The organism is Psychrobacillus sp. FSL H8-0484, assembly GCF_038005325.1.
GTDB lineage: Bacteria > Bacillota > Bacilli > Bacillales_A > Planococcaceae > Psychrobacillus.
In genome coordinates this window covers 3,076,035-3,089,160 of sequence record NZ_JBBOSZ010000001.1, presented here as the reverse complement: position 1 = coordinate 3,089,160, position 13,126 = coordinate 3,076,035, and the positions used below count along the sequence as shown (strand labels likewise).

Genomic DNA, 13,126 nt, shown 5'->3' with positions numbered 1-13,126 from the left:
TAACCTACACCCCTTCTGCTCTTTTGCAGAAGGGGTTTTTTAATGAAAGGTGGTTAGATTTGCATGATTAGTTTAAAAGATATTTCCAAAAAGTTTAATACGAAGCAAGGGACGATTGTTGCTGTTGAAGATGTAAATCTTGACATTAAGCATGGCGAAATCTTTGGGATTATTGGATATAGTGGTGCTGGTAAAAGTACATTAATCCGATTGCTTAATGGCCTAGAGAAACCGACTTCGGGCCAAATAATCGTAAATGATAAAGAAATTACTTCCATTTCAGAAGATATGCTTCGCCAAGTAAGACAGAAAGTAAGTATGATTTTCCAACATTTTAACCTTTTATGGTCTAGAACAGTTGCTGAAAATATTGCATTTCCACTAGAAATTGCAGGTGTCCCAAAAGAACAGAGAACAACTCGAGTGAAGGAATTGATCGAGCTTGTTGGACTGGAAGGAAGAGGAGATTATTATCCTTCCCAATTGTCAGGTGGACAAAAACAACGAGTAGGGATTGCCCGTGCATTAGCAAATCGTCCGGAAGTATTACTCTGTGATGAGGCAACCTCTGCACTTGATCCGGAAACAACGGATGCTATTTTGGATCTGTTAGTCAGCATTAATGAGAAGCTAGGCTTAACGATTGTATTGATCACACACGAAATGCAAGTCATTCAAAAGATTTGTAATCGAGTGGCAGTAATGGAAGGTGGGCATGTTGTGGAAGAGGGCGACGTGTTAGAAGTTTTCCAAAACCCACAACAACCAATAACGAAAAGATTTGTTACTCAAGTTTCGGAATCTACACAAACAATTCAAACGATACAAAACCTAGTGGATTTATATCCAAATGGCAAGTTAATCAAACTCACTTTTGTGGGAGAGCAAACAGAACAGCCAATACTTTCTAGGCTGATCAAACAATTCGAACTAGAAGTCAATATTGTGCAAGGGAATATTTCGCACACAAAAAGCGGTGCATTTGGCACGCTAATTCTCCAAATAGATGGAGATGCTTTAGCAGTCGATGAAGCGATTCGATTTATTCATGAACAGAAAGTAAGTACAGAGGTGATCAACAATGATTAATACGCTTTTTCCGAATGTTGATTGGCCTAGAATGTGGGAAGCAGCACTTGAAACACTTTATATGACCGGAGTATCAACAATCTTAACAGCTGTCTTTGGTCTCGCACTTGGATTGCTATTATTTTTAACAAGTCCACATCAAGCATGGGCGAATAAAATGGCAAACTGGTTAACAGGAGCAATTGTAAATATATTCCGCTCTATCCCTTTTATTATATTAATCATTTTACTTATACCATTAACGAAGTTGTTAGTGGGAACAATGCGTGGTCCGAATGCAGCATTTCCTGCACTTGTCATAGGGGCAGCACCATTTTATGCACGTATGGTGTTAATAGCTTTAAGGGAAATTGATAAAGGCGTTTTAGAAGCCGCAAAATCAATGGGGGCTAAAACGTCTACGATTATATGGAAGGTTTTATTGCCAGAATCAATGCCAGCATTAGTGTCTGGGATAACAGTTACTTGTGTTTCACTTGTTGGATACACTGCGATGGCAGGAATTATAGGTGCTGGTGGTTTGGGAACTTTGGCTTTCCTAGATGGGTTTCAAAGAAGTAGAGAAGACGTTACATTAGTCGCAACCATACTAATTTTAATTATTGTATTTATTATTCAATGGATTGGCGATGCGATTACATCCAAAATAGACAAGCGTTAATAGGTGTTTGCGAGTTTACTCGATCAAATATAAATTGGGGAAATATAAAGGAGAGAATGAAAATGAAAAAGTTTTTAGCTGGGGCATTATTATCAGTAAGTGCATTAACTCTTGCAGCTTGTGGAAATGAAGAAAGCGGCGAATTAGTAGTTGGAGCTTCTAACGTTCCACACGCAGAAATATTAGAACAAGTAAAACCTATTTTAGAAGAGCAAGGCATTGAACTTAAAATTGAAACTTACCAAGACTATGTATTACCAAACAAAGATTTGGAATCTGGAGACCTAGATGCTAACTTTTTTCAACATATTCCTTATTTAGAGGGCCAAATTAAAGACAATGGGTATGATTTTGTAAATGCAGGTGGAATTCACATTGAGCCAATCGGTGTTTACTCGAAAAAATACAAGTCATTAGAAGAGTTACCTGAAGGGGCTACAATTATTATGAGTAATTCTGTTGCCGACCATGGACGTGTTTTATCTTTATTAGAAGCTAAGGGATTAATTAAACTTGCGGATGGTATAGATAAAACAGCAGCTGAAGTAAAAGACGTTGTAGAAAATAAGAAAAATCTAAAATTTGATGCCAACTATGAACCAGCATTACTTGTTCAGCTTTATGAAAATGAAGAAGGCGATGCAGTTCTTATTAACTCTAATTTCGCAATTGACGCTGGAATCAACCCATTAGAAGAATCAATCGCATTAGAAGATAAAGAATCACCATATGTAAATATTGTTGCTGTACGAGCTGAAGATAAAGACAAAAAAGAAATCAAAGCTTTAGTTGACGCATTACACTCGAAAGAAATTCAAGATTTTATTATTACTGAGTGGAACGGTTCTGTAGTACCAGTTAACTAATATTATAGATAGAGGGAAAGCAAGCATTGAAAAATGCTTGCTTTTTTTATAGGGGGAACTGAAAAACTCTATTACAGAATTTTTTATGATAAATATTTGATGTGACGATACTGTGTACTATAGGATTTAGCATGGCGGCGTGAGACTCCTGTGGGAAAGCGAGACAGCCGAGACCCCGCACGAAGCGATTGAGAGGAAGGAAGGCTAAGGGCGCCTCTTCCTGAGACAACGCCTTCCTGACCAACATCGTGTTGGCCCGAGGAGGCTCGGCGCTCGCCCACGGAAAGCGAACAGAGCCGTGCTAAATCCAATTAGCGGATATTTATTAGGAATTTTATTAGAATACCACTTTTTCAGTGCCCTCTTTTTATATGGATGTATTTTTCAATTACGAATATTACCTATATTAATAATGGAGCAATGTTAGGTTTAATGATTGCACTTGCGATTATTGTTGATAAATTTTCAAAAGAAAAATAAATGTTTAAAATGGAATGACATGGGTATGTACTATAGTGTAAGCGTTAATAATCGAAAGGACTGATTCATTATCAACTCAGAGGAGTTACCTTACACAGAACAAATGGACCACGCATTCAGGGGAGTACATGGATTTGGGTACGACGAATTACGAAACAGCCAAGCATTACGCTTAAAAGTTGAAAAGCGTCGACAAAAAGATTACGAGAAGAGTATTCAATTGGTTGCAAAAATTGATGCGCAAGCTTACCGAGGTTAAAATAATAAAGGAAGATCCATGAAGACAAATTTCTTCATGGATTTTTTCTGTTAACACTGTGTTCATAGTGAAATCGATTCTCAATTAGAGTACTCTTATTGAAAATGTAAGATATTACTACTCTTTAAGTAATGTAAGATGAAAAATCAGTAGAAATCATAACTATGAATGTTTTTTATTATAAATGGTAAAGTTTTTCAAAAGATTTGCAAGGGAATACAGTTTGGGTTAAGATTAGAATGATAATAAATTAGAATGGTTATACATTCATAGTTACTTAATGGAGGTTATTAAATGTCGACTTTAGTTATTAAGGATTTACACGTTGCAATCGACGGTAAAGAGATTCTAAAAGGTGTAAATCTAACAATTAATACAAATGAAATTCACGCAGTTATGGGTCCAAATGGTACTGGTAAATCTACTTTAGCATCTGCTATCATGGGTCATCCGAAATATGAAGTAACATCTGGTTCTGTTGAACTTGATGGTGAAGATGTATTAGAAATGGAAGTAGACGAGCGCGCACAAGCTGGTTTATTTTTAGCTATGCAATATCCAAGTGAAATTACTGGAGTTACAAATGCTGACTTCTTACGTTCAGCTATTAATTCACGTCGTGAAGAAGGCGACGAAATTTCATTGATGAAATTTATTCGTGAATTAGACAGCAAAATGGAATTTTTAGAAATGGATTTGGACATGGCACAACGTTATTTAAATGAAGGGTTCTCTGGCGGAGAAAAAAAACGTAATGAAATCCTTCAATTAATGATGCTAAAACCAAAGTTCGCTATCTTAGATGAAATCGACTCTGGTTTAGATATCGATGCACTTAAAGTAGTTTCTAAAGGAATCAACGAAATGCGTGGAGAAGGATTCGGAAGTCTAGTAATCACTCACTACCAACGTCTTCTTAACTACATCACTCCAGACCATGTACATGTAATGATGCAAGGTCGCGTTGTTAAATCTGGTGGTCCTGAGCTTGCTCAAAAATTAGAAGCACAAGGATATGACTGGATTAAAGAAGAGTTAGGAATTGAAGACGAGACAGTTGGACAAGAAGCATAAGAAAGGGGACGAATCAGCATGACGGTTGAAACGAAATTGGCATTAACCGAGCAGGATATCCGCTCCTTTTCAGAAGGCCACCAAGAGCCAAGCTGGATGACGGATCTTCGTCTAAAAGCACTAGGTGAATTTGAGACGCTTCCAATGCCAGCACCAGATAAAACAAAAATTACAAATTGGAATTTTACTGAATTTCCAACTCATACTGTAGAAAGCAATGTTTTCGCATCTTTAGATGAACTTCCTGAAGAAGTGAAGGCACTTGTAAATGCAGAAGAACAAAAAAATATTTATATTCAACATAATAACACACCAGCATTTCTTTCTTTATCGGAAGATTTACAAGCAAAAGGTGTTATTTTAACAGATATTTATACAGCTATCCGTGAGCATAGTGATCTTGTTCAAAAATACTTTATGACAGATGGCGTTAAAGTCCGTGAGCACAAGTTGACAGCACTTCATGCTGCACTTCTTAACGGTGGCGTATTTGTATATGTACCGAAAAATGTAGTAGTGGAAGAGCCAATTCAAGTTATTTATTTGCATGACAATCCTACATCATCTTTATTCAATCACACATTACTTGTGGCGGATGATAATAGTGCAGTTACGTATGTGGAAAACTATTTATCAACAGTAGAAAAAGCAAACGGCCTAGCAAATATCGTTTCCGAAGTAATTGTAAAAGATAATGCAAAAGTTACATTTGGAACAGTAGATGTACTTGCGGAAGGTTTCACTACGTATGTAAATCGTCGTGGGGTAACTAGCCGTGATGCAGTGCTAGAATGGGCACTTGGCATGATGAATGATAGCGATACAATTTCTGAAAATGTAACACATTTAGTTGGGGACAATTCAGAAGGTCATGTAAAAATGGTTGTTGTAGGTCGTGGAAAACAAAAACAAAACTTTACAACGAAAGTTATTCATTGGGGTAAACATACAGAAGGGCAAATCTTGAAGCACGGTGTGATGAAAGATGAAGCTTCTTCTATCTTCAATGGTGTAGGTAAAATCGAATTCGGTGCAACGAAATCAAATGCAGAGCAAGAGTCACGTGTACTAATGTTAAGTGAAAAAGCACGTGGGGATGCAAATCCGATTTTATTAATTGACGAAGATGATGTAACAGCAGGTCATGCAGCTTCTGTTGGCCGAGTAGATCCACTTCAGTTGTACTATTTAATGAGCCGTGGGATTTCAAAACACGAAGCAGAGCGTCTGGTTATTCACGGATTCCTTGCTCCAGTAGTTAACGAATTACCGATCGAAGGCGTGAAGAAACAGCTGACGGAGGTTATTGAAAGGAAAGTTCGCTAATGCTCAATATTAAAGAGATTCGAAGCTATTTTCCGATATTAAATCAAGAAGTTAATGGTCATCCACTTGTTTATTTAGATAGTGGAGCTACTTCTCAAAAACCTATTCAAGTAATTGAAGCGATGAAAAAATACTATGAATTTGATAATTCAAATGTTCACCGTGGTGTTCACACATTAGGCAATCGTGCGACTGAAAACTATGAGGGAGCACGTGAGAAGGTTCGTAAATTTATAAATGCTAAATCTACAGAGGAAATTATCTTTACACGCGGGACAACTACTGCCATCAATACAGTTGCAAAAAGCTATGGCCTTGCAAATGTAGCAGAAGGCGATGAAATTGTTATTACGTATATGGAGCACCATTCGAACATCATTCCTTGGCAACAACTTGCAAAAGAAACGGGTGCTATTCTTAAGTATATTGACTTAGAAGAAGATGGGACAATTTCTTTGGAAAAAGTCCGTGCAACCATTACGAATAATACGAAGATAGTATCTGTTGTTTACGTTTCCAATGTATTAGGTACGATGAATCCAATTCAAGAAATTACACAAATAGCGCACGAACATGGTGCAGTTATGGTGGTAGACGGAGCACAAGCTGCGCCGCACATCAAACTGGATGTTCAAAAACTTGGTTGTGATTTCCTTGCTTTTTCAGGACATAAAATGTGTGGGCCAACTGGTATCGGCGTTCTTTATGGAAAGAAAGAGTTACTGGAAGTAATGGAGCCGATCGAATTTGGTGGGGAAATGATTGACTTTGTAGGCTTGTATGAATCTACATGGAAAGAACTACCTTGGAAATTTGAAGCTGGTACACCTATAATTGCAGGTGCAATAGGTTTAGGAGCAGCAATTGATTTCCTAGAAGAAATCGGTCTTGATGCTATTGAAAAACATGAGCATGAGCTTGCTGCTTATGCGATGGAAAAAATGTCTACAATTGAAGGCTTAACGATTTATGGACCACAAGATCCGTCGCAAAGAGCTGGAATTGTAACATTTAATTTAGATGAAGTGCATCCGCACGATGTAGCAACTGTCCTGGATATGAGTGGTATTGCTGTTCGTGCAGGACATCATTGTGCTCAACCATTGATGAAATGGTTAGAAGTATCCGCAACTGCAAGAGCAAGTTTTTATCTGTACAATTCAGAAGAAGATATTGACCGACTAGTTGCTGGCTTACGCACTGCAAAGGAGTATTTCGGAGATGGCTTCTAATAATTTAGATCAACTATATCGACAAGTAATTATGGATCACTATAAAAATCCTCGTAATAAAGGCAGTATAGAGGATGGAGCTTTAACAATTGATATGAATAACCCAACTTGTGGAGACCGCATACATTTAACACTTCAAGTGGAAGATGGCGTAGTCCAAAACGCTAAGTTTGACGGGGAAGGTTGTTCCATTTCTATGTCTTCTGCATCGATGATGACGCAAGCGATAAAAGGGAAGAACATTGAGGAAGCACTTCAGCTTTCCACCATCTTTTCAGATATGATGCTTGGTAAAGAATACGATGATTCTATTGACCTTGGGGATATTGAAGCATTAAACGGTGTTTCTAAATTCCCTGCACGTATTAAGTGTGCAACACTTGCGTGGAAGGCGATGGAAAAAGGCGTTTCAGAAAAGAAATAAAATGAGAACGGAGGAAATACGATGGCAAAAAAAATGCCTGAAATTGGCGATTATAAATATGGCTTCCACGATAAAGACGTATCCATTTTCCGTTCAAAACGTGGTTTAACGAAAGATATCGTTGAAGAAATCTCACGTATGAAAAATGAACCACAATGGATGTTAGATTATCGTTTAAAAGCTTTAGAAATTTTCTACTCAAAACCAATGCCACAATGGGGTGGAGATTTAGGGTCATTAAATTTTGATGAGATTACGTATTACGTGAAACCATCAGAACAAACAGAAAAATCATGGGATGAAGTACCAGAGGAAATCAAAGCAACATTTGATAAACTGGGAATTCCGGAAGCTGAACAAAAATACCTTGCAGGTGTTTCTGCACAGTATGAATCAGAAGTTGTTTACCACAACATGAAACAAGAGCTTCAAGATTTGGGAATCGTATTTAAAGATACGGACTCTGCTCTTCGTGAAAATGAAGATATTTTCAAGAAACACTGGGGAACAGTTATTCCTTCATCAGATAATAAATTCTCTGCACTTAACTCGGCAGTATGGTCGGGTGGATCATTTATCTATGTACCACCAGGCGTAAAAGTGGATACACCACTTCAAGCGTACTTCCGTATTAACTCAGAAAACATGGGTCAATTCGAGCGTACGCTAATCATTGTAGACGAAGGCGCATCTGTACATTATGTGGAAGGATGTACAGCACCTGTTTACACAACAAACTCACTTCATAGTGCAGTTGTTGAAATCATTATCAAAAAAGATGCTTATTGCCGTTACACTACCATCCAAAACTGGGCAAACAACGTATACAACTTAGTTACAAAACGTGCTGTTTGTGATGCAAATGCTACAATGGAATGGATTGATGGTAATATCGGTTCTAAATTAACAATGAAATACCCAGCTGTTATCCTTAAAGGAGAAGGCGCACGTGGTATGACTCTTTCTATCGCGATCGCTGGTAAAGGACAACACCAAGATGCTGGTGCGAAAATGATGCATTTAGCTCCAAATACTTCATCTACAATTGTTTCGAAATCAATTTCTAAACAAGGTGGTAAAGTAACATACCGTGGTATCGTTCATTTTGGACGTAAAGCTACGGGAGCTCGTGCAAACATTGAATGTGATACATTGATCATGGATAATCAGTCTACTTCTGATACAATTCCATACAACGAAATCTTGAACGATAACATTTCTCTAGAGCACGAAGCGAAAGTTTCGAAAGTATCTGAGGAACAATTATTCTACTTGATGAGTCGTGGACTTAGTGAAGAAGAAGCAACTGAAATGATCGTAATGGGCTTCATCGAGCCATTCACAAAAGAACTTCCAATGGAATATGCGGTTGAGATGAACCGATTAATAAAATTTGAGATGGAAGGCTCTATCGGTTAATACAGATAGACCGTCCAAAAGGCAGCAGAGTGAATGTAATTTCATTCCTGCTGCTTTTTTAATTCTTTTATTTTGTCTGACAAGCTAACGCAGTGATATGATAATATAATTAACGAGGTGATTGCATGATTCAAATTGGTTTAACGGGTTGGGGAGATCATCCTGATTTATATGTATCCTCTGCTAAGCAAAAACTTCAGGATTATAGTGCGCATTTCCCTGTCGTGGAATTAGATACTGCCTTTTATGCCATTCAACCTATTAAAAATAGCTTAAAATGGATAAACGAGACTCCTGAAAACTTTCAATTTATTGTGAAGGCGTATCAGGGTATTACAGGTCATTTACGAGGAGAATTTCCGTTTAATTCGCAAGAGGAAATGTTCGAGCTATACCGACAGTCTATTATCCCTTTTCAAAAGGCTGGAAAACTTTCGATGATATTAGTTCAATTTCCTCCATGGTTTCAATGTGAGAAGGAAAACGTCGCTTATATTCGAAAAGTTAGAGAAGAACTAAAGGACTTTGAGGTGGCCATTGAGTTTCGCCATCAGTCTTGGTATGCACAAGAGTATAGAAAATCTACCCTTCAATTTTTAAAAGAAAACTCTTTTCACCATAGTGTTTGTGATGAACCACAGGTCGGAGATGGGAGTATCCCATTAGTGCCAGTCGCTACCTCTAGTAAAGTACTTGTTCGTTTACACGGAAGAAATACATACGGTTGGCTTAATCCAGGTAATAACGAAAAATGGAGAGAAGTTCGATATTTATATGACTATAATAAGGAAGAGTTAACATATATCCAAAACGTTTGTGAGCAATTACAGATGCAAGCAAAGGAAGTTATCGTATTATTTAATAATAATTCCGGTGGGCATGCGGCAAAGAATGCAAAAACATTTCAGCAAATGCTTGGAATTGAGTTTAATGGATTAGCACCAAAACAATTAGATCTATTCGAAGGAGGATTGTAAAATGGAATGGTTTTTATTAGCAGTAAGTGGACTTTTTTCTGGTATTATTGGAGCTTTAGTGGGTCTTGGCGGAGGCGTTATCTTAGTACCAGCAGTACTATTATTTGGTACTACTCTCGATTTAATTCCTAATATTACTCCACAAAGTGTGGTAGGATTATCTGTCGTAATGATGATCTTTACTGGACTCTCTTCTACCCTTTCTTATATGAAAACGAAAACAGTCGATTTCAAAAGTGGAGGTATTTTCTTTATTGGAAGTATACCTGGAACAATTTTAGGTGCTTGGGTGAATAAAGGATTAGACTTACCTTCCTTTAATTTATACTTTGGTATTTTACTTGTAATCTTATCTATGCTATTGCTTGTTCGTAATTATTTGAAGCCAGTCCATTGGTTTGTCGAGAATGGCAAGAAAAGAACATTCAAAGATGAGAATGGTACATATGTATATGGGTATCCTGTTTGGTTTGCACTTATATTAACATTTGCAGTTGGTTTTGCATCTGGGTTATTTGGTATTGGTGGAGGTTCGATTATCGTACCAGCAATGATTTTATTATTCCTATTTCCACCACACGTTGCAATTGGGACGTCAATGTTCATGGTGTTCCTTTCGTCGATCGTCAATTCAGTAACGCATATTTCGTTAGGAAATGTCCCTTGGTTATACACAATTCCAGTTATTCCAGCTGCTTATATTGGAGCAAAAATTGGAGCAAGATTAAACAAAAAGTTAAACTCAGAAACACTTGTTTTGGCACTTCGTATTGTACTGCTATTACTTGGTATACGCTCTATTATCGCTGGATTATTATAACTTTATTCAGGAATACGTCCAAACGTCTACTGTAGGCCTTTGTGAATATATATATAAATAAAGAGGTGGGTGGAGAATGAGAGAGACAATACATATTTATCATACGAATGACTTGCATAGTCATTTAGGAAACTGGCCTACAATTCATCAATTTCTCTCAGAACGCCGAAAAAATCATGGACCAACTGATTCCTATCTTACGCTAGATATCGGGGACCATATAGATAGATCGAATATTTATACTGAAGGCACTCTTGGAAAAGGGAATGTCCAACTACTAAATGATGCGCAATACGATTACGTAACGATTGGTAACAATGAAGGTATAACGCTGAGTCATGAGGAGCTGGACACTTTATATTCCGATGCTAAGTTTGAAGTCATCGTGTCCAATTTTACTGACTTAAAAGGAAATATTCCCTCTTGGGTACTTCCATATAAAATTCATACCACCCCCTCAGGAATTAAAATTGGTCTTGTCGCTGCAACCGCTGATTTTGGAGAGTATTATGAAAAATTAGGTTGGTCAATCCAAAATCCAATGGATCGCTTGAAGGAAGTTTGTAAGGAAATCGGAACTAGCGTAGATATATTAATTTGTATGTCTCATTTAGGCATTTCTCTGGATGAAACAATGTCCGTAGAAATACCTGAAATAGATCTTATTTTAGGTTCTCATACTCATCATATCTTTGAGGAAGGGAAAGTAATAGCGAATACATTACAAGCTGCTACGGGCAAATTTGGTATGTACGTGGGGCATGTGACGATAGAATATGACCTAGACAGTAAAAAAATTGTTTCTAGGCAAGCGACCTTGTATTCTACGGAAAATTTACCGGTTCCTAAAGAGGCAGAACTTCAGTTAGAAAAATGGAAGGAAATAGGGAATCAAAAACTTTCCACTATTGTATTTGAAAATCGCTCTCTATTAGCAAAGGAATGGTTTAGTGGCTCTGACTTATCCAGTTTTTTTGGAAAGGCGTTAATTACTTTTACTAATGCTGACTGTGCTATGTTTCCCGCAGGTATCTTTTTAACGGATCTACCGAAAGGTCCTATTACGGCTAGTGATTTACATGGTTGTTTACCACATCCGATTAATCCGTGTGTGATTACATTGACCGGATCAGAATTACTAGAAATTATAGAGACCTCTAAAAATGAAAAATGGCCGAGTCTAGAAGTAAAAGGACTTGGTTTCCGTGGGAAATATTTAGGTTCCATGCTGTATGAACAACTTATAGAAAATGAATTCGGTGACCTTTTTATTAAGGATGAATTGTTAAATCTCGATAACATATATACACTAGCTACGCTAGATATGTTTACATTTGGCTATTTCTTTCCTACGTTAAAGTTTGCTAATAAGCAATATTTTATGCCAGAGATGATTCGTGATGTTGTAAAATGGTATGGAAAAATAGAAGAACGTATATATTTGTCATGAAAATCCCTCCGTTTACATATTGTAACTAGGGGGATTTTTTGTTGTTCTATCGAAAAAAGAAGCGTTTCTCCATATTAACTACTCAGCGAAAATTAGCGATTTTTCTTGCATGCTTCATCCTATCGGTTGCGGGAGTTTTTTATTATGTGAATGCACAACTAACTCCAACCTATCTTCGATATGCGGAAGTCCAAACGAATAAAATTGCGTCCATGGTTATTAGTAAAGCCATTAATTCGAGAACGGCTAACGTATTAGATGTAAATGATATTATTGAAGAAGTGCCATCCGATAGTGCAAATATGGTCACAACGAAATTTAATACAGAGATCATTAATCGTGTTCTATCCGATACAAATAGTTTAGTACAATCGCATTTAGAGCAAGCTGAGCAAGGAAATTTATCGAGTTTGCCTTATTTAGATGACATCGAATATGACAAGCAAACGATGGAGGATCAAGGGGGAGTTGTATTTTTCGTGCCGATGGGGCAGGCAACGAATATTCCACTCATTGGTAACTTAGGTCCTAAAATTCCGATTCGGTTTCATGTAATCGGAAATGTCCAATCAAATGTAGTGCCAACCATTCAGGAATTTGGTATTAATAATGCGTATGTAGAGGTCAGTATCCATATAAAAGTAAATGTCCAAATTATCGTTCCATTGGCAAGCAAAATGAGTGTCGTAGAGCAAAATATTCCGGTTGCAATGGGATTAGTGCAAGGGCAAGTGCCTTATATTTACACGAAAGGTGAAGGGAACTCTCCATCTGTAGAAGTGCCTTTACCGTTGCCAGAAAAATAAAAAATATTAAGATGCATAGAAATTACTGATACTATAATGTAAATGAATAAAATAGGTAGAGGCTGCAGAGCTTAAAAGTACTATACGGTAGGATGACACCGAGGATCGTATACGAAAGGAAGTTTTGCCGAAATTAGATATGGTTGGTCAAACAATATTTAGTTGGGGTTATTTTGAATAAAAATAACACTGTCATTTATATGATTTATATAAATGGGGAGCTACAAAAATATGGATAAAAGT

The 13,126-nt window shown here is 37.2% G+C and carries 12 protein-coding genes and 1 riboswitch; all 12 genes read left to right on the top strand.

Features of this window, described 5'->3' with window-relative positions:
• The first annotated feature begins 63 nt into the window (after positions 1 to 63).
• The 12 genes from MHH81_RS15110 to yunB all read left to right on the top strand — a co-directional run bounded on the left by MHH81_RS15110 (position 64) and on the right by yunB (position 12,883).
• Complete coding sequence (locus tag MHH81_RS15110; RefSeq protein ID WP_340922621.1) at positions 64 to 1,089, top strand: methionine ABC transporter ATP-binding protein; 1,026 nt, start codon at positions 64 to 66, stop codon at positions 1,087 to 1,089.
• Complete coding sequence (locus tag MHH81_RS15105) at positions 1,082 to 1,750, top strand: methionine ABC transporter permease (protein WP_340922618.1); 669 nt, start codon at positions 1,082 to 1,084, stop codon at positions 1,748 to 1,750. The genes MHH81_RS15110 and MHH81_RS15105 overlap by 8 nt, the downstream gene beginning before the upstream one ends.
• A gap of 62 nt (positions 1,751 to 1,812) precedes the next feature.
• Entirely contained in the window at positions 1,813 to 2,616 is an 804-nt protein-coding gene (locus MHH81_RS15100) for a MetQ/NlpA family ABC transporter substrate-binding protein (protein WP_340922616.1), read from the top strand.
• 1,033 nt (positions 2,617 to 3,649) lie between these two features.
• Positions 3,650 to 4,429, top strand: coding sequence for a Fe-S cluster assembly ATPase SufC (gene sufC, locus MHH81_RS15095; protein WP_340922614.1), 780 nt, complete (start codon positions 3,650 to 3,652; stop codon positions 4,427 to 4,429).
• An 18-nt stretch (positions 4,430 to 4,447) separates the two neighbouring features.
• Complete coding sequence (gene sufD / locus MHH81_RS15090; protein ID WP_340922611.1) at positions 4,448 to 5,755, top strand: Fe-S cluster assembly protein SufD; 1,308 nt, start codon at positions 4,448 to 4,450, stop codon at positions 5,753 to 5,755.
• Complete coding sequence (locus MHH81_RS15085; protein ID WP_340922609.1) at positions 5,755 to 6,987, top strand: cysteine desulfurase; 1,233 nt, start codon at positions 5,755 to 5,757, stop codon at positions 6,985 to 6,987. The genes sufD and MHH81_RS15085 overlap by 1 nt, the downstream gene beginning before the upstream one ends.
• Entirely contained in the window at positions 6,977 to 7,411 is a 435-nt protein-coding gene (gene sufU, locus MHH81_RS15080) for a Fe-S cluster assembly sulfur transfer protein SufU (protein WP_340922607.1), read from the top strand. The genes MHH81_RS15085 and sufU overlap by 11 nt, the downstream gene beginning before the upstream one ends.
• Positions 7,412 to 7,432: 21 nt before the next feature.
• Positions 7,433 to 8,830 carry a Fe-S cluster assembly protein SufB gene (sufB, locus tag MHH81_RS15075; protein WP_340922603.1) on the top strand — a complete coding sequence of 466 codons (1,398 nt, stop codon included), beginning with the start codon at positions 7,433 to 7,435 and terminating at the stop codon, positions 8,828 to 8,830.
• A gap of 125 nt (positions 8,831 to 8,955) precedes the next feature.
• Complete coding sequence (locus MHH81_RS15070) at positions 8,956 to 9,807, top strand: DUF72 domain-containing protein (RefSeq protein ID WP_340922601.1); 852 nt, start codon at positions 8,956 to 8,958, stop codon at positions 9,805 to 9,807.
• Position 9,808: 1 nt separating this feature from the next.
• Entirely contained in the window at positions 9,809 to 10,627 is an 819-nt protein-coding gene (locus MHH81_RS15065; protein ID WP_340922598.1) for a sulfite exporter TauE/SafE family protein, read from the top strand.
• Positions 10,628 to 10,703: 76 nt separating this feature from the next.
• Positions 10,704 to 12,077 (top strand): bifunctional metallophosphatase/5'-nucleotidase, encoded by a 1,374-nt coding sequence (locus MHH81_RS15060; protein ID WP_340922594.1) that lies wholly within the window; start codon positions 10,704 to 10,706, stop codon positions 12,075 to 12,077.
• 41 nt (positions 12,078 to 12,118) lie between these two features.
• A complete protein-coding gene (yunB, locus tag MHH81_RS15055) occupies positions 12,119 to 12,883 on the top strand; it encodes a sporulation protein YunB (RefSeq protein ID WP_445678098.1) in 765 nt (254 codons plus the stop codon).
• Positions 12,884 to 12,931: 48 nt separating this feature from the next.
• A riboswitch (Lysine riboswitch) is annotated at positions 12,932 to 13,115 on the top strand.
• Positions 13,116 to 13,126 lie beyond the last annotated feature (11 nt).